The organism is Pseudomonas sp. NyZ201, assembly GCF_049860765.1.
Taxonomy (GTDB): Bacteria; Pseudomonadota; Gammaproteobacteria; order Pseudomonadales; family Pseudomonadaceae; genus Aquipseudomonas; species Aquipseudomonas bharatica.
Map to the genome: position 1 here is coordinate 5,753,817 of NZ_CP187557.1, position 24,151 is coordinate 5,777,967.

Here is a 24,151-nt window from a genome sequence, read left to right on the forward strand (position 1 = left end):
GCATAGCCTTTCAAGGTGCCCGGGGTGTTGTCGCGCGGCAGATAATCGGTCTTGATTCTGTGCGCAACTGGCATACACTGCGCGGCCGTTTTTCCCCCGGAACCGTTTCCATGAATCACGCATCCCCGGCCCGTGCCTGTGGTATCGACTTCGGCACGTCAAACTCCACCGTCGGCTGGCATCGTCCCGGCGAAGAGACGCTGATCGTTCTCGAGGACGGCAAGATCACCCTGCCTTCGGTGGTGTTCTTCAATATCGAGGAACGCCGCCCGGTCTATGGTCGCCTGGCCCTGCACGAATACCTGGAAGGCTACGAGGGTCGTCTTATGCGATCGCTGAAGAGCCTGCTCGGTTCAAAGCTGATCAAGCATGACACCAGCGTGCTGGGCACTGCCCTGCCGTTCAAGGACCTGCTGGGGATGTTCATCGGCGAGCTGAAAAAGCGCGCCGAAGCCAATGCCGGCCGCGCGTTCGAGCAGGTGGTGCTGGGCCGTCCGGTGCATTTCGTCGACGACGACCAGGCCGCCGACCAGGAGGCCGAGGACACCCTGGCCGAAGTGGCACGCAAGATCGGCTTCAAGAACGTGTCCTTCCAGTACGAGCCCATCGCGGCGGCCTACGACTACGAGTCGGGGATCGAGCGCGAGGAACTGGTGCTGATCGTCGACATCGGCGGTGGTACCTCGGACTTTTCCTTGATTCGCCTGGCCCCAGAGCGTCACATGCTCGACGATCGCCACGACGACATCCTCGCCACCGGCGGCGTGCACATCGGCGGTACCGACTTCGACAAGCAGCTCAGCCTGCAGGGCGTGATGCCGCTGTTCGGCTATGGCAGCCGGATGAAAAGCCAGGCGCTGATGCCCACCAGCTACCACCTCAACCTGGCCACCTGGCACACCATCAACTCGGTGTACTCGCAGAAATCGCAACTGGCCCTGGGCAGCATGCGCTATGACATCGAGGACACCCTGGGCATCGATCGCCTGTTCAAGCTGATCGACCAGCGCGCCGGGCACTGGCTGGCGATGGAAGTGGAAGCGACCAAGATCGAACTGACCCATGCCGACAATCGCCTGGTGGACCTGGGCCGGATCGAGAAGGACCTGCACGTGGACCTGACCCGGGCACTGTTCGAAGCATCGATCGACAACCTGCTGGAGCGCGTACGCGGCAGCGTCGACGAGCTGCTGCTCAAGGCCGGCGTGAGCGTGGGCCAGGTGGACACGGTGTTCTTCACCGGCGGTTCCAGCGGCATCCCCGCACTGCGCCAGAGCGTGGCGGCGATGCTGCCGAACGCACGGCATGTGGAAGGCAACATCTTCGGCAGCATCGGCAGCGGGCTGGCGATCGAGGCGCGCAAGCGCTACGGCTGACCAACATTGATCACGACGCGGCCCCTGTGGGAGCGGGTTTACCCGCGATTGCTATGGTGGATTCACTATCGCAATCGCGGGTAAACCCGCTCCCACAGGGGCCGCGTTACGCCCTCATTCTCAGACCAGCTCCACCCGCTTCAACTCACTCTTCAGGTAGGCATAGTAGATCGGCCCCGCCACCACCCCGGGCAGCCCGAACGCCGCCTCGAACACCAGCATCGCCAGCAGCAGCTCCCACGACTTGGCACTGATCTGCCCGCCGACGATCCGCGCGTTGAGGAAGTACTCGACCTTGTGGATGACGATCAGGTAGCCCAGCGCCGCCACCGCCACCCAGACCGACAGCGACAGGCCGACGATGGTGATCAGGGTGTTGGACATCAGGTTGCCGATCACCGGCAGCAGGCCAAGCAGGAAGGTCAGCACGATCAGGGTCTTGGTCAGCGGCAGATGCACGCCGAACAGTGGCAGCACCACGGCAAGGAACACCCCGGTGAATGCCGTGTTGAGCAAGGAAATCTTGATCTGCGCGAAGACGATGTTGCGAAACGCCTGCACCAGCAGCGCCAGGCGCTCGAACAGCGCCGCCGCCAGCGGTTTGCGCCGGGAGATATCGGGAATCCGCTGCAAGGCGACGATGGCGCCGAGGATCATGCCGATCAGCAGGGTGACGAACATATGCGCCGCCCCCTTGCCCACCAGTTGCAGTTCGCCCAGGTGAGTCTTGAGCCAGTCGCCGATGGCGACCTTGAACTCCGCGGCGCTCGCCGGCAGGTAGGCGTCGATGAACGGCGGCAACTGGCCGCGAGCCTGGTCTACCAGGAGCATGAAGCGGTCCAGTGATGCCCCGGGGTTTTCCGCCTCGTGCAAAAGGAAGCTGATGGCCCCGGCGAAGATCAGCGTAAGGGTGCTGACTACCAAGGTGCCAAGCAGGGCCACCGCCAGCCAGCGCGCACGCGGCCCGGCGATCACGTGCTGGAGCTTGGGCGTGAGCATGTTGACCAGCTCGAACACCAGCAATCCGGCCAGCAGGCTCGGCAATAACTTGAGTGGCAATACCAGCAGCAAGCCGGTGAATATGATGATCCAACTGGCCAGCACGACCTGACGCTGGGTAAAAGTCATACAACCTCAGACAGCCGAAGACGACAAAGGCGGCAGTCTGCCAGCCTTCTGTGGACAGGCATAGGGGGTGGGCGACGGCGAGCAGCGCGCCATTGCTCCAGAGCAATGGCGCGCGGGCGGGTCAGGTCATTTCTTTTTCAGGCAGTCGCTCATGTAGGTCTTGCGCTCATCGCCCTTGAGTGCCTTGGCGGTGGCGTCAGCGTTGCAGGTCTTCATCTTTTCCTGCTGGGTCGCAGGAGCCTTGGCCTTGAGGCAGTCGCTCATGAACGCCTTGCGTTCATCGCCCTTGAGCGCCTTGGCGGTCGCGTCGGCGTTGCAGGTCTTCATCTTTTCCTGCTGGGCGGTAGCGGCGAAACCCTGCGACGCCATGAGCAGGCCCAGCAACAGCAACGGCACACGCAACATCTTCATGGTGACTCTCCTGATCGCCGCGATGGAGGCGCGGCCGTCAGTGGAGTTTAGACAAGATTTTTTCATCTCTCGCCAGGCCTAGCAGCCCGCCGCCTTGAGCCGTGCGGCGTGCTCAAGGAACAGCTTCACCGGCTGTGCGCCCTTGCCCACCGCACCGAGGGACTGGTTGACGATGTCCAGGTGGTCGAGGGGATAGTCGTCGCCGATCACCTGCCCCAGATGTGAACTGAAGCGCCCCACCATGCCGTCGCACTGCCCTCGCTCACGTACGAACGTGCGCGAGAACAGGCGGCAGAAACGGTTGCTGCCATCCAGGCGGTTCAGCCCGCGATCGGTGATGCCTGGCTTGAGTACCCCGGACCAGGAGTAATAACGCACGCCATTGACCTCGGCCGCGCCTTCGCCGCCCCAGGTCTGCGGCAAGCCCTGTGGATAAAGCTGGTTGAAACGGGCCACGCCGCTGGACGTCAGGGACAGGTGCGAGGCATGCACGTCGATGGGCAACCTGGGGCCCTTCCAGCCGGTTTCCAATACGCCCATCAAGCAGGCCAGGCCATGCAGCACGGCCTTGAGTATGCGTCCTCGCGGCGAATCGCCCGGGTACTCGCGCTCGATATGGTCGGCCAGTTCCGAGCCATGGTTGGGCCCGGCGATGGAGGTCACCGAGGCCACCCACTCCGGGCGTTTCGCCGCGACATAGCGAGCAGTCAGGGCGCCCTGGCTGTGGCCGAGCAGATTGACCTTGTCGACCCCGGTACGCTGGCGCAGGTCCTCGATGATCCGCAGCAACTGCTCGCCGCGCACCTCGGTGCTGTGCAGCGGCGACACCTGGACCGGGTAAACCTGCGCCCCGCCGCGGCGCAAGGCCCTGACGATGCCGAACCAGTACGGATACAGCAGCAGGCGAACGAAGCCGAGCATGCCCGGCACCAGCACCAGGGGATAACGCGTGGCGAGCGCTTGCGACATGACGGCTCCCGGTTCGTGAAGTGATCGGCCAACCCTACAGGCGAAACGATGGCAATCGCAATCGAACTCCCGTCGCCGCTTGCGGTTCCAAACCGATATCGGCCCACGACGGCCCACCACGAGGATGCACGACCATGTACAAGCACGCCCTGGCAGCACTTCTGGCAAGCGCCACCCTGATCGGTTGCAGCAGCAATCCGGAAAATCCGGTGGATCACGTCACCTACCGTGACCAGCCGCTGGTCAAGCAAGTGGAAAACGGCATGACCATGCAGAAGGTCATCGCTATCGGCGGTAGCCCGTCCACGGTCATCGACCTGCCCAACGGCGGTACCTGCAATAACTACATCCTCAACAAGGAAGGTCATCAGCAGCCCTACTACGTGCGCTTCGACGCCACCGGGCATGTCGACGACAAGGGTTTCAAAACCTGCGAACAACGCGAACAAGACCGACGCGAAGGCCGCGGCTGATAAAACTTTTGCCGCTTCGCCGTACTCGTACCTGATGTAGCGACCGCGCCCCCAGAGCGCGGCGCGCCCGTTTTCCAGCCTGGAGAAAATCATGAGCACCGTAGAACTGACCGATGTCCAAACCCTTCGCGAACGCGCCCGCCAGCATGTGGAACAAGGCGCCGTGACCGAGGGCTACACCGCCGACCGCCAGACCATCCTGCGCCTGCTGAACGAAGCGCTGGCCACCGAGTGGGTTTGCACCCTGCGCTACAAGCGCCACTACTACATGGCCAGCGGGATCAAGGCGAGCGTCGCGGCGGCGGAGTTCCTGGAGCATGCCAACCAGGAGCAGGAGCACGCCGACAAGCTGGCCGAGCGCATCGTGCAACTGGGCGGCGAGCCGGACCTGAACCCGGACAACCTGAGCAAGAATTCCCATGCCCAGTACGTGGCGGGAACCACCCTGAAGGAAATGGTGCTGGAGGACCTGGTGGCCGAGCGGATCGCCATCGACAGCTACCGCGAGATCGTGCGCTTCATTGGCGACAGCGATCCGACTACCCGGCGCATTTTCGAGGACATCCTGGCTCAGGAAGAAGAGCATGCGGATGACATGGCGGACCTGCTGCAAGGCCTCTGATTTTTCGTTGTTCTTGAGGGCCCTATCGCGGGTAAACCCGCTCCCACAGGATCGCACCAGCCTCAGGCCTGATGCGATCCCTGTGGGAGCGGGTTTACCCGCGATGAGGCCCTACTATTTCACCGTCTTGGGCGCTTTCCCGGCCCGCATCTGCTCCAGCAACGGCGTGCAACGGTTCGGCTCATCGCCACTGCTCGGAGCGATCAGCGCCAGCAACCCGGCCGCTGGCCCCGCGGCCACGCCCAGCGCCACCATCCCTGCCCCGCGCAAGGCCAGCGGCACCGCCTGCACGCCGGCCGATGGATTGGCGAACGAACCGCGTACGTACAGCGGCGAACGCAGCGAAAACAGGCGCAGCCCCTTGGATTCCGGGTTGATCTTCAGGTCCAGTTGCTCGGTGGCGAAGTTGGCCGTGCCAGTGACGTAGATCACCGCGTTCTCGGTGTCGAACACGAACAGCCGGGTAGTCGCCAGGCCGTTCTTGATCCCTACATCGGTCGCGGCGCAGTTGATCTTGACTTCGTTATCACCGAACAACTTGCCAACCACGTAGTTGCCAACGTTAAGGCCGGCAATCTCCATCAGGCTGCGGCTCACCGCACCGTCGTTGATCAGCAGTTTCAGATCGCCGTTTGCGGTACCCAGCAGGGCCGCCACCGAATTGCCGCGACCACTGATATCGGCATCGCCATTCAGTGCACCGAAGCTGGTCTTCATGGGTTCGAAGGTCGGGAACAGTTGCTTGAGCTTGAGATCCCGCGCGGTCAATTTCGCCCGGCCCTGCATGGGCGTCGTGCGTCCGTCGAGGCGCACCTGCATCGCCAGCTTGCCACCGGCAACACCGAACGACAGCGGCTCCAGGCGCAACAGGCCGTCGTCGAGGATTACATGGGTGTCGAGGTCGGTGAACGGCAGTTCCTCGGTCTGCACGATGCGCTTGCCGGTGAAGGCCACGTCGGCATCCATCGTCCGCCAGCGCTCGGTGCGGAATTCCTCGACCGGCAGCACCTTGTCACCCGGCTGCTTCGCCGCGCCGCCACGGGCTTTCTGCTGGGCGTTGGAATCGGCACCGATCAACGGCGCGAGATCCTTGAACAGCAGTTGATTCGACACCAGCTTGCCACTGAGCTTGGGCCGCGGCTGGCTGGAAACGAAGGCCAGATCACCATGGATGTCGCTGTCGCCGATCTTGCCGTTGAAGCCTTCATAGCGGAACAGCGCCCCGCCCGGCTCGTGCAGCTTGGCGATCAGGTGCCCGTCGGTCTGGTACGGCGGTGTGTCCGGCAGGGTCACGCCGGTCAGCGGATAGAGATTGGCGAGGCTGGCGCCGGAGAGCTTCAGGCGCAGGTCGAGCGCCCCGAGATTGCGCGGATCGGTAAGGGTACCGGCAACGATGGCGCGGGTTTTGGCGATGCTGACGTCCACCTGCACCGGAAACGGCTGGGTCGCATCCTGCAGGGCCAGCAGGCCGCCGATCTTGCCTTCGCCGGTCAGCGCCTCGCCCTTGTAGGTGCCCTTGGCCTTGAAACCGAAGGCATAGTCCTGGGCATTGCCGTGCTCCTTGGCGGTCTTCTCGGCGGCACTTTTGCCGACGATGTCGCCGAACGGGATCGGCTTGCCCAAGGGATCGACCTGCACCTGGACATTGGTCTTCAAGGTGGCGTCATCGAAGGCCACCTGGCCCTTGTCGAAACCGATGGCGCCGATATCCAGCACCCAACTGGATGGCTCGGCGTTTTCATCCTTGGGCCCGAAATCGAAGGTCCAGTTGGCCCGGCCATCGGCCAGGCGCTTGAGGCTGGCGGTGGGCAGCTTGAGGTCGATGCGCGGAATGACGATGCGCTGCGCCAGCAGCGGCAGCGGCGAGAGACGGAAATCCACCTGCTGCAGGCCGACCATCTGCGGCTCCTTGAGCCACTCCGGGTTGCCCAGGGTCAGGTCCTGGGCAGTGAATTGCGGCCACGGTACCCAGGCCCGCCAGCCGCCCTCCTCGGGCTGGCGGCGCCAGTGCACGGAGAGATCGCCATTGATAGCGAAGGGCCTGTGCAAGGCCTCCGAGACCTTTTCGTTGAGAAACGGCTTGACCCGGTTCCAGTCGAAAGTGGCGATGAAGATCACCAACAGCACCAGGATCAGCGCAAGGCTGGCCAGGGTCCAGGTGGCGATTTTGGCGGGGCGCGTCATTGCACGGTTCTCCTGTGACTGCAAGGCAGGGTGCGTGAACCACGCACTTGTACTTGGGACTGACGAAACGGCGAGGGGTTTCGCCTGAATGGCTTGGTCAATTCCTACTAACACACTCGGGAAAGGCGCGAGCTAGAGCGCCCGGGGGAATATATCAATGCCGTTGATTGTTACCATTATCTTTATGAACTTTTCTATCCAATTTCCAAGAGTAGCATTGGCCCCGTACCCACTTAGTTGCCCTCCCCAAGGAGATCCGAACCATGAAACGCCAATTGCTGCTCAGCCTTGCTCTCTCTGTCCTGGCCACCAGTGCCTTCGCCGTACCGGCCGCCGATCAACACCTGTCCGCCGAAGCCCGTTCCAGCTCTGCCACTGTTTCCCAGCCGTTGAACACCTTGGCTGAAGGCGGTTCGGACCGTGTGATCGAACGTGCCAACCGGGTTGCCGAAGGCGGGTCCGACCGTGCCATCGAACGTGCCAACCGGGTTGCCGAAGGTGGTGGTGACCGTGTGATCGACCGCGCCAACCGTGTTGCCGAAGGTGGTTCCGACCGTGCCATCGAACGTGCCAACCGCGTCGCCGAAGGCGGTTCCGACCGAGTGATCGAACGCAACAACCGGGTGAGCTGATGCCTATGCGCGAAAACAACAGCTACCCGCGCGCAGTCCTCTCCCCTCCGAGGCCCGGTCAACTGACCGGGCTTTGTTTTTCCGGCCCCGGCCTTTAGAGTGCAGGGCCCGTTTCACACGAACGAACCCGCCATGCTGCCGCGCGCCGAACAGAAGCAACAGACCCGCCATGCACTGCTGGACGCAGCCCGCCAGTTGATGGAGAGCGGCCGTGGTTTCGGCAGCCTCAGCCTGCGCGAAGTGGCCCGCACCGCCGGCATCGTGCCCACCGGCTTCTACCGGCACTTCGAGGATATGGACCAACTGGGCCTGGCACTGGTCCGCGAGGTCAACGAAACCTTCCGCCAGACCATCCGCCGGGTTCGCTACAACGAAATCGAACTGGGCGGCATCACCGATGCCTCGGTGCGCATCTTTCTCGACGTGGTCGCGGCCAACCGGGCGCAATTCCTGTTTCTCGCCCGTGAGCAGTACGGCGGTTCGCAGCCCGTACGCCAGGCCATTGCCCGCCTGCGCGAAGGCATCGCCTCCGACCTCGCCGCCGACCTCGGCAGCATGCAGCGCTGGCAGCACCTGGATGCGCCGGCCCTGGCCGTCATGGCTGACCTGGTGGTGAAAACCGTGTTCGCCACCCTGCCGGAGCTGATCGATCCACCTGCGGTCCTGGATGAGGGCCAGCTCAGCGCAGAGGCCAAGATCGTCCAGCAATTGCGCTTCATCTTCGTTGGCGCACGGCACTGGCAAGGCCTGGGCAACCCGGCCTGACCCCGGCGCCACGGGGAAATTTCCTGCTACCATGCGCGCCAACGCAATGACGGCGACGAGCCTTTTCCATGTCCGAACTTTCCCCCGCCCTGTCTTCCCTGCTCGCTGAAGCCCAGCAACACTTCGACCGGCACATCGTGCCGCTTTGGGAAGGCCCGGGCTGGAACCCGGACATGGCCCTGCCCTTCGAGGCGCTCGACCCCGCACACCGGCCGATGCCGGTGCAGCGCTATCGGGCCATGGCCTGCGCCCGCCAGCTGTACCTGTTCAGCAGCCGTATCGACCAGCCCGGCGCCAGTGAACGCGCTGCGGCGCTGTTCCGTTCGCTGAACCGGCATTTCCACGACGCCGAGCATGGCGGTTGGTTCTATAGCGTCGATGCCCAGGGCAAGCCGCTGGACCGGCGCAAGGACCTGTACACCCACGCGTTCATCGTCTTCGCCTGTGCCCACTACTGGGACAAAAGCCGTGACAGCCTGGCGGAATCGACCCTGAACGCCGCCCTCAGTGTCGTGACCGAGCGCTTCGCCAATAACGACGGGTTGTATGAGGCAAGCCTCGGCGAAGACTGGTCTGGCCTGGGCAGCGGCCCGTTGCAGAACCCGTTGATGCATCTGGCCGAGGCGTTCCTTGCCACCCTGGCCGTGCGTGAGGATGCGCAAGTGCAGGCCGCGCTGCTGGCCCTGACCGACGGCATGCAGGCGCAGTTCATCGACCCGCCGCACGGGGTGATGCTGGAAAAACCGCGCGGGGCTGTGGATAACTGGTTCGAACCGGGGCATCAGTTCGAGTGGTACTGGTTGCTGGAAACTTCACCTTTGCTCAAGGGCACGGCGCTGCATGCGTCGCTGGAGCGGGCGTTTGCCTTTGCCGAGGAGCGTGGAGTGAAGGATGGTGCAGTGCTGGCGATGCTCGATGCGCAGGGCGAGGTGCGCGATGCCACCCAGCGCATCTGGGCCCAGGCTGAATATCTGCGGGCGCTGACCCTACGGGGCGACGCAGAGAAGCTGGTGGCCCAACTGGAGGTACTGCGCCAGCGGTTCCTGCATGAGGGGGGGTGGTATGAGTGTCGGGATGCTCAGGGCGTAGTGAGTAGAAGCGATATGCCTTCGACTACGCCCTATCACCTGGTGACCTGTCTGCAAGGCTTGCAGCGCCTGACTTGAAGCTGACGCGGCCCCCTGTAGGAGCGGGTTCACCCGCGATTGCGGCAGTGAACCCACCACCGCAATCGCGGGTGAACCCGCTCCCACAGGGTCCGTGTCGTGCTGTTTACTCCGAACGGGTAATCGAGAACCCGGCCCAGTCCTGGCTCACTGGCATCAGCTCGAGGTTGTTGATGTTGATATGCGCCGGCTGGTTGAGAATCCAGAAGATGGTTTCGGCAATGTCCTGCGGCTGGATCGCTTCGGCGCCGGCGTAGGTGGCGTCGTAACGGCTCTGGTCGCCACCGAAGCGCACCAGCGAGAATTCGCTCTCGCACAGTCCCGGCTCGATATTGGTCACTCGCACCCCGGTGCCGCGCAGGTCGCAGCGCAGGCTCAACGAGAACTGCCCGACGAAGGCCTTGGTCCCGCCATACACATGGCTGCCCGGATACGGGTAATTGCCCGCCACCGAACCGACGTTGAGGATGGTCGCGCCACGGCCATGGGCGATCAGCCGCGGCAGCAGCAGGCGGGTGCTGTACATCAGGCCCTTGATGTTGGTGTCGACCATGGTTTCCCAGTCGTCCAGGTTGCACTGCGGCGCAGGGTCGGCGCCGAGGGCCAGGCCGGCGTTGTTGATAAGTCCGCGCAGCTTGGCGAAGGCCGGAGGCAGGCCGGCAATCGCCTCTTCCATGGCCTTGCGGTCACGCACATCCACGACCAGGCCATGCACCTGGGTCTTTTTCGAGAGCTCTGCGCACAGCGCGTCGAGACGCTCCTGGCGGCGACCGGTCAGCACCAGCGACCAGCCGGCCTCGGCGAAACGGCGGGCGCAGGCTTCGCCGAAGCCGGAAGTGGCACCGGTGATGAATACGGTGGAAGTCATGGGTATCTCCTTGGATCACGGCAAGAGGACGGCAGGCCATGCAGCATGCCCGGCCAATGGCCATGGAGCAAGTGATCCTGCCACTGCTCAAAAACTGAACAACGCCCGCAAAACCTTATGCCAGAAGGGTCCGGCGCGGCTATGCGCACCTTATCCACAGGGCCTTCCACACAGATTGGGGGCAACTGTGCAGCACTGCATCATCAGCGCGCATGGGAAACGCTGCTGCTGTGGGCAAAACCCTTCAGCGCTGGGACCCGGATGGGTCTTTCCAAGGCTTGTTCACAGAGTTATCCACAGGCTTTGGATAATAGCGAAATGCTCCTTCAATCTTCTGAAAACGCCTTGACAAAAGCCTGTTCAAGGTCTTGTCGCGCAACTGTACAAAAAACGAGCAATGCCGTACAGGCCTCGTTTTACAAGGCCTCCAGCCGATCATCACCAAGTTACCCACAAGCACTTCCACACGAATCGTGGACAACTTCAATTGCAGTGAAAACAAGGGTTTGCCGCGCAGTTATGGCGTATCGCCACCCTCTGTCAGAGGGACTTTTCCACATTCCGTGGAAACCCTATTGCACCTTGCGGTTGGTGTCTTCCAGGCGCCGTTGCAGCTCGCCGATCTGCCGGGTCTGCTCGTCCACGGTGCGGCGCAGGTCCTGCAGGTCACTGGCGTTCTGGTTGAGGGTGTCGCGCATCTTCTTCAGGTCGGCCACGCTGACCCCGGAGTCGTGCAGTGAATGGGTCATGCCGGATTCGCGGTGGATCGCGGCGAGGTTGTCGGAAGACGAAGCGGAAGAATCGATCTGGACCTTGGCCGCTTCCTCGGCCTGCGCCGCCAGGCTGCCGAACAGCAGGCCGCAGGCGAGGATCGCGGGGAAAATCGGGGAACGGTGGGACATCGCATGGGTTCCTTGTGCAGCGTCGAAACGGTACACGGGGTACGACTGTCCGGGTTTGCCTTGAGTTCCTTGCATAACCTGAAGGCCTCATCGCCGGCAACGCCGGCTCCCACGAGGTTTGCGGTGCAATCCAACCTGAGGGAGCCGGCGTTGCCGGCGATGAGGCCATCAAGAACGACACAGCACTATCAGTGCCCGCCGAGATAAGCGTTCCTCACCTCCTCGTTGACCAGCAATTCCTGCCCCGTACCACTCAGGCGAATCTGCCCGTTGACCATCACATAGGCCCGGTCCGACAGCTTCAGCGCATGGTTGGCGTTCTGCTCGACGAGGAAGATGGTCATGCCGCTCTTCGCCAGCTCGCGCAGGGTCGAGAAGATCTGCTTGACCACGATCGGCGCCAGCCCCAGCGACGGCTCGTCCAGCAACAAGAGCTTCGGCCGGCTCATCAGCGCCCGGGCGATGGCGAGCATCTGCTGCTCGCCGCCGGACATGGTCATGGCCCTCTGGTTGCGCCGCTCCTTGAGCCGCGGGAACAGTTCGTACATGCGCTGCATGTCTTCGTCGGCATGCTTGTCGCCGATGGGGATGGTGCCCATCATCAGGTTCTCCTCGACGGTCATGTCGGGGAACACCCGCCGTCCTTCCGGCGACTGGGCGATGCCATTGGACGCGATGTAGTGCGAAGACTTGTGGGTGATGTCTGTACCGCGATAGAGGATCTTGCCGGCCGCCGCCCGCGGCTGGCCGAAGATCGACATCAGCAGGGTCGATTTGCCGGCGCCGTTGGAACCGATCAGGCTGACCGTCTCGCCTTCGTCGATGTGCAGCGAGACCTTTTTCAGCGCCTGGATCGGCCCGTAGAACACGTCCAGGTCCTGCAGTTCGAGAATGGGTGCACTCATACCAGCTCCTCTTCGTCAGCACCCAGGTAGGCGGCGATCACGGTCGGGTTGTTGCGAATGTCCTGCGGCTTGCCTTCGGCGATGACGTTGCCGTGGTCGAGCACGACGATATGGTCGGAAATGCTCATGACCATGCCCATGTCGTGTTCGATCAGCACCACGGTGATGTCATGTTCGTCGCGCAACACCCGGATCATCCGGCTCAGGGCCTCGGTTTCCTGCGGGTTGAGGCCGGCAGCCGGCTCGTCCAGGCAGATGATCTTCGGCCGCGTGCACATGGCCCGGGCGATTTCCAGGCGGCGCTGCTGGCCGTAGGACAGTTCGCCGGCGAGCCGGTTGGCGCAATCCACCAGGTCCACCACTTCCAGCCAGTAGAAGGCATGGTCGAGGGCGTCGCTTTCCGCCTTGCGATAGGCCTTGGTGTTGAGCACACCGGCCAGCAGGTTGCGGTTGACCCACATGTGCTGCGCCACCAGCAGGTTTTCCACCACCGACATTTCCCGGAACAGGCGAATGTTCTGGAAGGTCCGTGCCAAGCCGGCGCGGTTGACCAGGTGGGTGCCGCCGAACATCTTGTAGCGCAGCCGGGTGAGGAAGCGGCTCGGCGAGACGAAGTCGCCCAACTGGAAACGCTCGCCAAGCAACTGGATCACGTTGGTGTGCGAGCCGCGCACGTTCAGTTCGATGCTGCCGCCACTGGCCTTGTAGAACCCGGTCAGGCAGTTGAACACGGTGGTCTTGCCCGCGCCGTTGGGGCCGATCAGGGCGAAGATATCGTTGCGCTTGACCTTCAGGCTGACATCGCTCAGCGCCTTGATCCCGCCAAACTGCATCATCAGGTTATCGACCGAAAGAATCACGTCGTCGCTCATGGCGCCACTCCTTTACGCGGGACCACACCGGTGCGGCTGATGCGGATCAGTCCGCGCGGTCGCCAGATCATCATCAGCACCATCAGTACGCCGAACAGCAGCACCCGGTATTCGGAGAAACTGCGCAGCAGTTCCGGGGCTACGGTCAGGACGAAGGCGGCGATCACCACGCCGACCGTCGAGCCCATGCCGCCGAGCACCACGATCGCGAGGATCAGCGCCGACTCGAAGAAGGTGAACGAGGACGGGTTGACGAAGCCCTGGTAACTGGCGAAGAACACCCCGGCCAGCCCGGCGGTGGAGGCGCCGAGGGTGAAGGCCGAGAGCTTGACCAGCACATGGTTCAGGCCCATGGAACGGCAGGCGATTTCGTCTTCGCGCAGGGCTTCCCAGGCGCGGCCGACCGGCATGCGGGTCAGGCGGTGCTTGATGTACAGCACGGCCAGCACGACCATGAACAGCACGGCATAGATGAAGATGAACTTGAGGTTGGCGTTGTATTCGATACCGAGGAACTCATGGATCGGTACCCCGCCATCCTTGGCCCGGCGCCCGAACTCCAGGCCGAGGAAGGTCGGCGAAGGCACCGGCATGCCGTTCGGGCCGCCGGTGAAGGACAGCCAGTTGTTCAGCACCAACCGGATGATCTCGCCGAAGCCCAGGGTCACGATCGCCAGGTAGTCACCATGCATCCGTAGCACCGGGAAGCCCAATATGCAGCCCGCCAGCGCCGCGGCAATGGCCGCCAGCGGCAGCACGCTCCAGAAGCCCAGGCCGAGGTATTGATAGCCAAGGGCCAGGCCGTAGGCGCCGATGGCATAGAACGCCACGTAACCCAGGTCGAGCAGGCCGGCGAGGCCTACCACGATGTTCAACCCGAGCCCCAGCAGCACGTAGATCAGGCCGAGGATGACCACGGTCAGCAGGTACTTGTTGGCGAAGATCGGGAAGACAATGGCGATGACGATCAGCGCCGGGATGATGTAGCGCAGGCGCGACTTGTAGTCCGGCGCCAGCACATGCACCCCCGAGCCACCGCTTTCGAAGCCATGGGCCATGCGCTTGCCGGCGTCGGTCTGGAGGAACAGGCTGATCAGCAGGCGACCAGCCATCACTCCACCTACCAGCCAGGCCACGCGGCTCGGCTCGGCGTTGAAGCTGTAGCCATCGAGGACCACGCCCACCACCGGACCGAAGACGATCAGGGCAAGCAGGCCGGCAACGATGGTGTCGATCAAGGTGCGTTTGATATCGAAACCGGAAGAAGCAGTCTTGGCAGTGGACATGTTCACACCTTAGCCACGAGCGGGCGACCCAGCAGGCCCTGGGGACGGAAGATCAGGATCAGCACCAGCAGGGAGAAGCTGAACACGTCCTTGTAGTCGGAGTTGACCAGGCCGGCGAACAGCGATTCCGAGATGCCCAGCACGATGCCGCCGAGCATGGCGCCTGGCAGCGAGCCGATACCGCCGAGTACCGCGGCGGTGAACGCCTTGATGCCGATGATGAAGCCGGCATAGAAGTCGAAGGTGCCGTAGTTCATGGTGATCAGCACCCCGGCCAGGGCAGCCATCACCGCACCGATGACGAATACGTAGGAAATCACCCGGTCGGTGTTGATCCCCAGGATCGAGGCCATCTTGCGATCCTGCTGGGTGGCACGGCACATGCGGCCGAGCTTGGTGTACTTGATCACATAGGTGAGCAGGGCCATGCCGGCGAACGCGGCGATGAGAATGAAGATCTTGGTGTAGGTCAGTTGCACGAAGCCGGTACCGACCTCGAAACGCCAGGCACCTTCGAGCAGGGTCGGCACGCCTTGCTGGCGGGCGCCCTGGCTGATCTGCGCGTAGTTCTGCAGGATCAGCGAGATACCGATGGCGCTGATCAGCGGCGCCAGCCGGGTGGAGTTGCGCAGGGGTTTGTAGGCGATGCGTTCGATGGTGAAGCCGTAGACCCCGGTGACGACGATGGTGAACAACAGCGTTCCCAGCATCAGCAGCGGGAAGGACTCGATACCGAAATAGGCCAGCAATGCCAGGCTGATCGCCGCCAGGTAGGCGGAAATCATATACACCTCGCCGTGCGCGAAGTTGATCATGCCGATGATGCCATAGACCATTGTGTAGCCGATGGCGATCAGACCATAGACGGACCCGAGGGTCAGTCCATTGATCAGTTGCTGCAGGAAAATTCCATCCATAACGCAATCTCACGTATTTGAGATTGCACAAGCGCCGACTACGGCGGGCCCCGGGCGAAGCGGCCCTCGCAGCGCAGGTTTGTGCAGATCTACGAGAAAAGACAGGTACGGCGCTGAACCGGGCAGCGGCCCGGGCAGGAGGCGCCCGGGCCGGTTGCCATTGTTATTTTTGTTTTTCCAGCTGGTGGTATTTGCCGTTGGCGTCCCACTGGTAGACCACGTAGTCGGAGACGGTCAGGTCGCCCTTGCTGTCCCACTTCTTCTCGCCCATCACGGTTTTCACCGGGTTGGCCTTGAGCCATTTGGCGGCGTCTTCGCCCTTGTTCGACTTGGCGCCCTCGAAGCCGGCGGCCAGGGCCTGGATCGAGGCATAGGCGTACAGCGTGTAGCCTTCCGGCTCGGTGCCACCCTTGCGGAACTGCTCCACCACTTCCTTGCTGTCGGGCAGCAGGCGCGGGTCGGCGCCGAAGGTCATGTACACGCCGTTGGTGTATTGCGCGCCGCCGGCGGTGGCGACCAGTTCGTCGGTGACGATGCCGTCGTCGGACATGAACGCCACGTCTTTCAGACCCTGCTCACGCAGTTGGCGGACCAGCGGACCGGCTTCAGGGTGCAGGCCGCCGAAGTAGACGACATCGGCACCGGCGGCGCGGATCTTGGTGACCACGGCGCTGAAGTCTTTTTCGCCACGGGTCAGGCCTTCGTACAGCACGGGCTTGACGCCGCGTTTCTCCAGCTGTGCCTTGGTGGCATCGGCGAGGCCCTGGCCGTAGGTGTCCTTGTCGTGCAGGACCACGACTTTCTTGCCCTTGAGCACATCGATGATGTAGTCACCAGCAACGATACCCTGCTGGTCGTCACGGCCGCACATGCGGAACATGGCACCCAGGCCGCGCTCGGTGACCTGCGGGTTGGTGGAGCCCGGGGTGATGGCGATCACGCCCGCTTCGTCGTAGACCTCCGAGGCCGGGATGGTCGAGGACGAGCAGAAGTGACCCACTACGCCGGCTACCTTGTCCTGGTCTACCAGACGGTTGGCCACGGCCACGGCCTGCTTGGGTTCGCAAGCATCGTCGCCCTTGACCAGGACGATCTTCTCGCCGTTGACGCCGCCCTTGGCATTGATTGCATCGGCCGCAGCCTGGGCACCTTTCATGTACTGCTCGCCGAAGGCTGCGTTGGCACCGGTCATGGGACCTGCGACACCAATCTTCAGATCGGCCTGGACATACGAAGAAACGCCCAGCGCCGCGGCCACGGCGAGGGCAAGAAAGCCTTTCTTGTAAAACGTCTGCGACATGTGGTGGTGCTCCTGATGTTTTTTGGATTGGCACTACTACTTCAGCAACTTGTTTCAGCAATTTGCGTAGAGCAAGGGCCGTGCCATCGGTTTTTTATTCGAATAAAACGCGCAGTGCGGTTTTCCGGCTCGCGATCGCGTGCCTTCTTTCCGGGTCGTGCAACCGCTTGCCAGACACAAAGAGCTACCTTCCGGACAGGTAAGGCGCAACCACCTGATGCCATCATTGCAACCCCTGTGCGTGTTTACGTGCAACCGCCCTGTAACAGCCTGCGTAACGGAACTGCACATTCGTGGTGCGCAACTGCTACAGCAAGCACCATAAGAGGCTAGACCGCCCCGGGAAAAACGCTGCTATAGGTAGTGTGCTACCGAACGACCCGCGAATCCGCAGCCACGCCCGACGCGATTCACTGGCACAATGGACAGCCTTGATGGCACCTGCCGGAACTGGAGCAAACCATGAGCGATAGCGCTTTCGCCGACCGTATCGTGCAAAGCCTGCTGGACACCGACTTCTACAAGCTGACCATGATGCAGGCAGTGCTGCACAACTACCCCAACGTCGACGTGGAATGGGAGTTCCGCTGCCGCAACGGCGAGGACCTGCGCCCTTATCTGGGGCAGATACGCGAACAGGTCGAGCGCCTCAGTGACCTGAGCATCAGCGACGCGCAGCTCGGCTTTCTCGAACAGATCAGCTTCATGAAGCCGGATTTCCTGCGTTTCCTCGGGCTGTTCCGCTTCAACCTGCGCTACCTGAAGATGGGCGTCGAAAACGACCAGTTCTTCCTGCGCCTCAAGGGCCCATGGCTGCATGTGATCCTCTTCGAGGTGCCGCTGCTGGCGATCATCAGCGAGGTGCGCAACCGCAACCGTTATCCACAGGTCCGGCTGGGCGAGGCCCGCGAGCAGTTGCTGCGCAAGTTCGACTGGCTGCGGGCCAATGCCGACGAGGACGAACTGGCCGAACTGCAGGTTGCCGACTTCGGCACCCGGCGGCGCTTCTCCTTCGGCGTGCAGGAGGAAGTGGTCAAGGTGCTCAAGGAAGCGTTTCCGGCACGCTTCGTCGGTACCAGCAACGTTCACCTGGCATGGAAACTGGATATCAAGCCGCTGGGCACCATGGCCCATGAATGGATCATGGCCCACCAGCAACTCGGCCCGCGCCTGATCGACAGCCAGATCGCCGCCCTCGACTGCTGGGTCCGCGAGTACCGTGGCCTGCTCGGCATCGCGCTGACCGACTGCATCACCATGGATGCCTTCCTGCGCGATTTCGACCTGTACTTCGCCAAGCTGTTCGACGGCCTGCGCCACGACTCCGGCGACCCGGTGCTCTGGGCGGAAAAGGCCATCGCCCACTATCGCAAGCTCGGGATCGATCCGATGACCAAGACCCTGGTGTTTTCCGATGGTCTGAACCTGCCGCGCTCCCTGGAAATCTTCCGGGCGTTGCGTGGACGAATAAATGTCAGCTTCGGCATAGGCACCAACCTGACCTGCGATATCCCCGGCGTCGCACCGATGAGCATCGTGCTGAAGATGACCGACTGCAACGGCCAGCCCGTCGCGAAGATTTCCGACGAAGCCGCCAAGACCCAGTGCCGCGACGCCAATTTCGTTTCCTACCTGCGTCACGTTTTCCAAGTTCCCAGCGAGGAGTAACCCATGCAAGCCGTCCAGCGAGAGATCGCGCAGCAGCTCAAGGTCCAGCCACCATTCGCCGATCGCGCCGCACTCGACGCCGAAGTCGCCCGGCGCGTCGCCTTCATCCAGCAATGCCTGAAGAACGCCGGGCTGAAAGTCCTGGTGCTGGGGATCAGCGGTGGCGTCGATTCGCTCACTGCCGCCCTGCTCGCCCAGCGTGCGGTCAATGAACTGCGCGAACAGACCGGCGACACGGCCTACCGCTTCATCGCCGTGCGCCTGCCATACCATGTGCAGCACGACGAGCACGACGCCCAAGCCTGCCTCGACTTCATCAAGCCCGACGAACTGCACACGGTGGATATCGCCCCGGCGGTGCGTGCCCTGGCGGCGGAGGTGAAGGCGCTGGAAGGTGGCAAGCCGGCCATGGTGGACTTCGTGGTGGGCAATACCAAGGCGCGGATGCGCATGGTCGCCCAGTACACCATCGCCGGTGCCCGTGGCGGCCTGGTGATCGGTACCGACCATGCCGCCGAGGCGGTGATGGGCTTCTTTACCAAGTTCGGCGATGGCTCCTGCGACCTGGCGCCGCTCAGCGGCCTGGTGAAGAACCAGGTGCGCTCGATCGCGCGCAGCTTTGGCGCGCCGGAGTCACTGGTGGAGAAGGTCCCGACCGCGGACCTGGAAGACCTCGAGCCGGGCAAGCCGGACGAGGCTGCACACGGCGTCACCTATGCGCAGATCGACGCCTTCCTGCACGGCGAGCCGGTAAGCGAGGAAGCGTTCGAAATCATCAAGCGGACGTACGAGAAGACGCAGCACAAGCGGGAAATGCCGTTCGCCCCCTGAGGAGCGACGCGGTCAATGTGGGAGCGGGTTCACCCGCGATTACGTCAGTGAATTCACCGACCTCATCGCGGGTGAACCCGCTCCCACAGGGTTCAGCGGTGTCTGTTGTTACTTCAGTACAACAGCGCCTTTCATCATGCTGATATGGCCTGGGAAGGTGCAGAAGAACTGATAGTCCTGGCCCGCTTCCAGCTTGGACACATCGAAGGTCACGGAGCTGGTTTCACCGGCGCCGATCAGCTTGGTGTGGGCAACGATGCGCGCATCGCTTTCATCCAGGTAACCGCCGTCCAGGCCCTTGCCCATGCTGGCAGTGGCGATGGCCTGGGCATCGGCAGTCTTGCTGATTACCAGGTTGTGGCCCATGACGTTCTTCGGCAGGTTGCCGGAGTGGGTCAGCTCGACGGTGAACTGCTTGCAGCTCTTGTCGATGGTGATTTCCTTGGTGTTGTAGGACATCTGGTCGGTGGAATCGACGGTGACCTTGCAATCAGCGGCCATTACCTGGGCACTGGCGAGGGTCAGCAGGGATACCGCAACGAACTTGGCAAACATCGTGAATCTCCATGGCAGGTTTTTTATTGAAATCAGACTGCCCCATCCAGCGCAACGGACCGGTGACATGGGTCAAGGGTTAAGACCCTGAATCGGCAGTGAAATTCTCTATGGTGTCCATCAAGACAATCAACGTGCGCCATCATGCCCCTATGACCGAGGATGGGACAACCTCTCATTTAGGAGTAGTCCGCCATGTCCCTCGGCAATTTCATGCAAAGTCTTCTGGCCGCCTATGCCTGCGGCGCTGCCGGCACCGCCTGCGAATTCTCCCGTCCGGAGTAGCTGCAAGGCTTGGAACCGCCGCTGCATGACCGTACCCTGTGGCCGTTTTCGACCCGGAGAAAGTCATGTCCCTACGTTCCGTTTGTGTTTTCTGTGGCGCCAGCACCGGGGCCAGCCCGGTCTATCGTGAAGCCGCCATCGCCCTCGGCCAGGCGATCGCCGGGCGCGGCCTGACGCTGGTCTACGGTGGTGGTGCGGTGGGCCTGATGGGGATCGTTGCCGATGCCGCCATGGCCGCCGGAGGCGAGGTGATCGGGATCATCCCGGTGAGCCTGCAACGCGCCGAAATCGCCCACCCTGGCCTCACGCGCCTGGAGGTGGTCGACGGCATGCACGCGCGCAAGGCGCGCATGGCCGAGCTGAGCGACGCCTTCATCGCCCTACCTGGCGGGCTCGGCACCTTCGAGGAGCTGTTCGAAGTCTGGACCTGGGGCCAGCTCGGCTACCACGGCAAACCGTTGGGCCTGCTCGAAGTCAACGGGTTCTACGAGAAGCTCAGCGGCTTCCTCGATTATGTCGTCGAACAGGGCTTCGTGCGCCCGCAGCACCGCTCGATGCTGCAGATGAACGAGGCACCGGACGCCCTGCTCGATGCCCTGGACGCCTGGGAGCCGGTGGTTCAGCCGAAGTGGGTCGATCAGCCGCCGAGCTGATCCTCCACGGGCAGCACCGTCACCCGGACCTCGGGATCATGGCTGCCGCCGCCGAGAATCACCCCGCGCAGCGGCGAGACATCGGCGAAGTCCCGGCCCCAGCCGAGGGTGATGTGCTCCAGCGCCGGCAGCAGGTTGTTGGTGGGATCGAAATCCACCCAGCCATGGGTCGGGCAGTACACCGAAACCCAGGCATGGGAAGCGTCGGCACCGATCAGCCGCGCCTGCCCGGGCGGCGGCCGGGTCAGCAGGTAACCACTGACGTAGCGCGCCGCCAGCCCCCGCGAGCGCAGGCAGGCAAGCATCAGGTGGGCGAAGTCCTGGCAGACCCCACGACGCCGCGCCAGCACCTCCACCAACGGCGTGGCGACCTGGGTTGCGCCGGCATCGAAGGTGAACTCCCGGTGGATCTTTTCCATCAGCGCCCGTACCGCTTCCAGCAGCGGTACGCCGGCGCCGAAGCAGGGTTCGGAGAATTCCACGAAGCGCCTTTTCAGGCGCACGAACGGTGACTCGAAGCGATAGCGGCTGGCCTCGAGAAACGCCGGCGGCAGCGCCCTGCGCGAATAGGCCAGGGCATCCCGGGCCTGCTCCCAGGCGGGTGAAGCGCACAGCGATGGCAGCTTGCGCGGTAGCACTTCGATGCGCACGCGCGTACTGACCTGCAACTCGTCATGCTGGTACTCCAGGCCGAGTCGGGTCAGCGGATTGCCGAACACATCCAGCTCGTCGCGGCGCCGTGTCGGCACCGGGGTCACCTCCAGAACACGCTCCTGGCAACGTTGCCAGGCACAGTCCCTCGGCCAGAGGTGCACCAATTGCTGGGCCAGGGAGACCGGGCTGGCATAGCGGTAATGGGTATCGTGAAGAATCTGGTAATGCGCACTCATCAGGCGGACACCGTCTGCTGGCTGACATCGACATGGGCGAAATGGCGCAGGGCCAGGCGCTCGGCAGCCGCTTCGGCGCCTGCCGCGATCCGTTCGAGCATTGCCGCCAGCCCTTCCAGCACTGCGGTCAGGCTGGCTTCTCCGAACAACGACGCCTCCAGGCTGCGCAGGTCGAAACGCTTCAGGCGCTCGGCCAGCTCGCCCAATTCGGCCTCTGCCGGGCTGCGCAGGCGTTCCAGCGACCGCAGCAGCGAACGCAACTGGAACAGCACGCCATGGGGGTTCTGCTCGTCCAGCAGAAGCAGGTCCAGCGCCGGAACCAGCTGCGCCACCGCCAGATAGCGCGAACGGTAAGTGATGCTGCTGTTGGCCAGCTCCAGCAACCACTCCAGACCTGCCTGGTCGCTGGGCGCCGGTCCGCGCAGGAAGCCTGCAAGGCTGCTGCTCAACGCGTGCAGGCGCTCGATGCGGCGCCCGGTAAGCAGGAAGCGCCAGCCTTCGTCGCGGGTCATGTCGTCCATGGCGAAGCCGGACAGGGCCGCCATCGACAGGATCAGGCGGTTGAGAAAGTCCAGCAGTTCGGTGAAATCGGCCGAGAGATCGTCAAGGCGCTGCGCCTCTCGTTGCAGTTCGCTCAGCGCCTGCCAGTTTTCCCGCGACAGCGTGCCGCGCACCTGCCCGGCCGCCCATTGCAGGCGCTGTAGATTGGCCCGCAGGCTGAAGCCCCAGTTCGGGTCCAGCAGTGCAGTGCGCAGACGGGTGTCGAGGGTGCCCTGTCTCGGCAGCAGCTCCAGCTCTTCGGCCAGTTGCACCGCCGCTTCCAGCGCTTGCGGCGAGTCGCCATCCAGGTAACGCCCCAGCAGGATCCGCAGCAGGCGCGCGCTGGTATCGCAACGCTCGCAATAACGGCCGAACCAGAACAGGTTTTCCACCACCCGCGATGGCAGGTAGGGGTCGGCGCGGACCAGGTCGGCGACGCCCAGGCTGCGGCTGACCTGCCATTGTTCACCTCGGGCCGGGCGCTCGCCCAGGACCCAGGTGTCCTTGCTGGCACCGCCGCGCTGCATCGACACCACCTCTGCATCGGCCTGCGCCGCTACCCGTGTCAGCCCGCCCGGCAGGACCCGCCAGCCGTCGGCGTCGGCCACGGCGTAGACGCGCATGCCCACGGGCCGGTCTTCCAGCCTTGCACCCTGCCAGACCGGAGCCTGGGACAGCTGCGCCAGTTCCTGGGCGACATAGGCATAGGGCCGCGCGCGCAGGCGCTTGGCCAACGCCTGGCGCTGGGCATCGTCGAGGTCGCGCCCCAGCAAGGGCTGGAAGCTTTGCGAGGGAAAGGCGGGCTTGAACAGCAGGTCGGGCATCTTTTCCAGCGCCTGCTCCAGGGCGGCTGGCTCGCCGCACCACCAGCTGGCGATGGACGGCAGGATCAATGGCTCACCCAGCAGCCGCTCACTGATCGCCGGCAGGAAGCCCGGCAGACCGGGAGATTCCAGCACGCCGCTGCCCAGGGCGTTGGCTACCAGGACCCGTCCCTGGCGCACGGCGTCCAGCAGGCCGGGGACGCCCAGCGCCGAGTCGGTGCGCAATTCCAGGGGGTCGCAGAAATCGTCGTCGAGCCGACGCAGGATCGCGTGGACCCGGCGCAGGCCGCTCAAGGTCTTCAGGTAGACCGTGCCGTCGCGCACGGTCAGGTCGCTGCCCTCCACCAGCGGGTAGTCCAGCTGGCGGGCAAGGAACAGGTGTTCGAACCAGCTTTCGTTGAAGCGCCCGGGGGTCAGCAGCACCACCAGTGGCGTTTCCCGACCGCTGGGCGCCAGGCGTGCCAGGCTCTGCTGGAGGGTACGGAAGAAGCCGGCCAGGTGTTGCACGTGGAGATCGCGATACAGCTCGGGGAAGGCGCGGGAGACCACGGTGCGGTTCTCCAGGGCGTATCCCGCGCCGGAGGGAGCCTGGGTGCGGTCGGCAGTCACCCACCAGCGGCCGTCCGGGCCGCGTGCCAGATCGGCGGCGTAGACATGCAGCCAGGTCTGCTGCGGCACTTCGATGCCTTGGCAAGGCCATAGGAAGTTGTTGTGGCCGAAGACCAGCTCGGCCGGCAGCAGCCCCTCGGCGATCAGTTGCTGCGGCCCGTAGATATCCGCCAGCACGCCATTGAGCACCTGCGCCCGCTGGGCAATGCCGCGGGCCAGCACGTCCCATTCGGCGGCGGGGATGACCTGGGGCAGCAGGTCCAGTTCCCAGGGACGATCGGCACCGTCGGGGTCGGCGTAGATGTTGTAGGTGACGCCGTTTTCCCGCAATTGTCGGTTAAGCAGGGCCTGGCGCTGGGTCAGTTGCTGCGGACCACTGCGTTGCAGGTGGGCCAGCAGTTCCTGCCAGTGCGGACGCACGCTGCCGTCGACGGCGAGCATTTCATGCCAGGTCGCGGGGCTTGGGGTCAGGGCATCCAGCAGGTCGGGCATCGGGGCGCTCACAGGGGAGTTGTGGGCG

At 63.5% G+C, this 24,151-nt stretch carries 23 protein-coding genes; 9 read left to right on the forward strand and 14 right to left on the reverse strand.

Features of this window, described 5'->3' with window-relative positions; translation table 11 throughout:
• Positions 1-110: 110 nt before the first annotated feature.
• A complete protein-coding gene (locus ACPFMA_RS25895; RefSeq protein ID WP_425929109.1) occupies positions 111-1,376 on the forward strand; it encodes an Hsp70 family protein in 1,266 nt (421 codons plus the stop codon).
• Positions 1,377-1,496: 120 nt separating this feature from the next.
• Here the strand turns inward: ACPFMA_RS25895 and ACPFMA_RS25900 are convergent, their stop codons facing one another.
• The 3 genes from ACPFMA_RS25900 to ACPFMA_RS25910 all read right to left on the reverse strand — a co-directional run bounded on the left by ACPFMA_RS25900 (position 1,497) and on the right by ACPFMA_RS25910 (position 3,884).
• Positions 1,497-2,504, reverse strand: a complete 1,008-nt coding sequence (locus tag ACPFMA_RS25900; protein WP_009394322.1) for an AI-2E family transporter — start codon at positions 2,502-2,504, stop codon at positions 1,497-1,499.
• A gap of 126 nt (positions 2,505-2,630) precedes the next feature.
• Positions 2,631-2,915, reverse strand: a complete 285-nt coding sequence (locus ACPFMA_RS25905) for a PsiF family protein (RefSeq protein WP_009394323.1) — start codon at positions 2,913-2,915, stop codon at positions 2,631-2,633.
• A 78-nt stretch (positions 2,916-2,993) separates the two neighbouring features.
• A complete protein-coding gene (locus ACPFMA_RS25910; RefSeq protein WP_425929112.1) occupies positions 2,994-3,884 on the reverse strand; it encodes an esterase/lipase family protein in 891 nt (296 codons plus the stop codon).
• Positions 3,885-4,018: 134 nt separating this feature from the next.
• On the opposite strand from ACPFMA_RS25910, the gene osmE reads away from it, so the two are divergent.
• The gene (gene osmE, locus ACPFMA_RS25915; RefSeq protein WP_009394326.1) at positions 4,019-4,357 is read left to right on the forward strand and encodes an osmotically-inducible lipoprotein OsmE; all 339 of its coding nucleotides are present in this window, start codon (positions 4,019-4,021) and stop codon (positions 4,355-4,357) included.
• 91 nt (positions 4,358-4,448) lie between these two features.
• Positions 4,449-4,979: a ferritin-like domain-containing protein gene (locus tag ACPFMA_RS25920; RefSeq protein ID WP_009394328.1), complete on the forward strand. Its 531-nt coding sequence runs from the start codon at positions 4,449-4,451 to the stop codon at positions 4,977-4,979.
• Between the two features lie 114 nt (positions 4,980-5,093).
• Here ACPFMA_RS25920 and ACPFMA_RS25925 read toward each other — a convergent pair whose 3' ends face one another.
• A complete protein-coding gene (locus ACPFMA_RS25925; RefSeq protein ID WP_064301549.1) occupies positions 5,094-7,163 on the reverse strand; it encodes an AsmA family protein in 2,070 nt (689 codons plus the stop codon).
• Between the two features lie 263 nt (positions 7,164-7,426).
• Between ACPFMA_RS25925 and ACPFMA_RS25930 the strand changes: the two genes are divergently transcribed.
• From ACPFMA_RS25930 to ACPFMA_RS25940, 3 genes are all read left to right on the forward strand, one after another.
• Entirely contained in the window at positions 7,427-7,795 is a 369-nt protein-coding gene (locus tag ACPFMA_RS25930; protein WP_009395319.1) for a hypothetical protein, read from the forward strand.
• 132 nt (positions 7,796-7,927) lie between these two features.
• Positions 7,928-8,560 carry a TetR family transcriptional regulator gene (locus ACPFMA_RS25935; protein WP_009395320.1) on the forward strand — a complete coding sequence of 211 codons (633 nt, stop codon included), beginning with the start codon at positions 7,928-7,930 and terminating at the stop codon, positions 8,558-8,560.
• 68 nt (positions 8,561-8,628) lie between these two features.
• Positions 8,629-9,726, forward strand: coding sequence for an AGE family epimerase/isomerase (locus ACPFMA_RS25940; RefSeq protein ID WP_425929115.1), 1,098 nt, complete (start codon positions 8,629-8,631; stop codon positions 9,724-9,726).
• A 106-nt stretch (positions 9,727-9,832) separates the two neighbouring features.
• Here the strand turns inward: ACPFMA_RS25940 and ACPFMA_RS25945 are convergent, their stop codons facing one another.
• From ACPFMA_RS25945 to ACPFMA_RS25975, 7 genes are all read right to left on the reverse strand, one after another.
• Entirely contained in the window at positions 9,833-10,594 is a 762-nt protein-coding gene (locus ACPFMA_RS25945; protein WP_064301547.1) for an SDR family oxidoreductase, read from the reverse strand.
• Between the two features lie 572 nt (positions 10,595-11,166).
• Positions 11,167-11,496 carry a hypothetical protein gene (locus ACPFMA_RS25950; RefSeq protein ID WP_009395328.1) on the reverse strand — a complete coding sequence of 110 codons (330 nt, stop codon included), beginning with the start codon at positions 11,494-11,496 and terminating at the stop codon, positions 11,167-11,169.
• A 188-nt stretch (positions 11,497-11,684) separates the two neighbouring features.
• Positions 11,685-12,401 (reverse strand): ABC transporter ATP-binding protein, encoded by a 717-nt coding sequence (locus ACPFMA_RS25955; RefSeq protein WP_009398629.1) that lies wholly within the window; start codon positions 12,399-12,401, stop codon positions 11,685-11,687.
• On the reverse strand, positions 12,398-13,273 hold the full coding sequence (locus ACPFMA_RS25960) for an ABC transporter ATP-binding protein (protein WP_064301546.1): 876 nt from the start codon (positions 13,271-13,273) through the stop codon (positions 12,398-12,400). The genes ACPFMA_RS25955 and ACPFMA_RS25960 overlap by 4 nt, the downstream gene beginning before the upstream one ends.
• On the reverse strand, positions 13,270-14,559 hold the full coding sequence (gene livM, locus ACPFMA_RS25965) for a high-affinity branched-chain amino acid ABC transporter permease LivM (RefSeq protein ID WP_009398627.1): 1,290 nt from the start codon (positions 14,557-14,559) through the stop codon (positions 13,270-13,272). Before livM ends, ACPFMA_RS25960 begins: the two co-directional genes overlap by 4 nt.
• A 2-nt stretch (positions 14,560-14,561) precedes the next feature.
• On the reverse strand, positions 14,562-15,476 hold the full coding sequence (locus ACPFMA_RS25970) for an ABC transporter permease subunit (RefSeq protein WP_042120264.1): 915 nt from the start codon (positions 15,474-15,476) through the stop codon (positions 14,562-14,564).
• 163 nt (positions 15,477-15,639) lie between these two features.
• Positions 15,640-16,776, reverse strand: a complete 1,137-nt coding sequence (locus tag ACPFMA_RS25975) for a branched-chain amino acid ABC transporter substrate-binding protein (RefSeq protein WP_009398624.1) — start codon at positions 16,774-16,776, stop codon at positions 15,640-15,642.
• 462 nt (positions 16,777-17,238) lie between these two features.
• Here ACPFMA_RS25975 and pncB point away from each other — a divergent pair, with 462 nt between their 5' ends.
• Together pncB and nadE are read left to right on the forward strand one after the other, a co-directional pair.
• Positions 17,239-18,444 carry a nicotinate phosphoribosyltransferase gene (gene pncB / locus ACPFMA_RS25980; protein WP_420058173.1) on the forward strand — a complete coding sequence of 402 codons (1,206 nt, stop codon included), beginning with the start codon at positions 17,239-17,241 and terminating at the stop codon, positions 18,442-18,444.
• 3 nt (positions 18,445-18,447) lie between these two features.
• Positions 18,448-19,275, forward strand: coding sequence for an ammonia-dependent NAD(+) synthetase (gene nadE, locus ACPFMA_RS25985; RefSeq protein WP_279896508.1), 828 nt, complete (start codon positions 18,448-18,450; stop codon positions 19,273-19,275).
• A 108-nt stretch (positions 19,276-19,383) separates the two neighbouring features.
• Here nadE and azu read toward each other — a convergent pair whose 3' ends face one another.
• On the reverse strand, positions 19,384-19,830 hold the full coding sequence (gene azu / locus ACPFMA_RS25990) for an azurin (protein ID WP_064301543.1): 447 nt from the start codon (positions 19,828-19,830) through the stop codon (positions 19,384-19,386).
• A 350-nt stretch (positions 19,831-20,180) separates the two neighbouring features.
• Between azu and ACPFMA_RS25995 the strand changes: the two genes are divergently transcribed.
• Positions 20,181-20,768, forward strand: coding sequence for a TIGR00730 family Rossman fold protein (locus ACPFMA_RS25995; protein WP_425929121.1), 588 nt, complete (start codon positions 20,181-20,183; stop codon positions 20,766-20,768).
• On the opposite strand, the gene ACPFMA_RS26000 is transcribed toward ACPFMA_RS25995, so the two are convergent.
• Positions 20,753-21,658: a transglutaminase family protein gene (locus ACPFMA_RS26000; RefSeq protein WP_425929123.1), complete on the reverse strand. Its 906-nt coding sequence runs from the start codon at positions 21,656-21,658 to the stop codon at positions 20,753-20,755. The genes ACPFMA_RS25995 and ACPFMA_RS26000 overlap by 16 nt on opposite strands.
• Entirely contained in the window at positions 21,658-24,123 is a 2,466-nt protein-coding gene (locus ACPFMA_RS26005; RefSeq protein ID WP_425929125.1) for a circularly permuted type 2 ATP-grasp protein, read from the reverse strand. Before ACPFMA_RS26005 ends, ACPFMA_RS26000 begins: the two co-directional genes overlap by 1 nt.
• Positions 24,124-24,151: the final 28 nt, after the last annotated feature.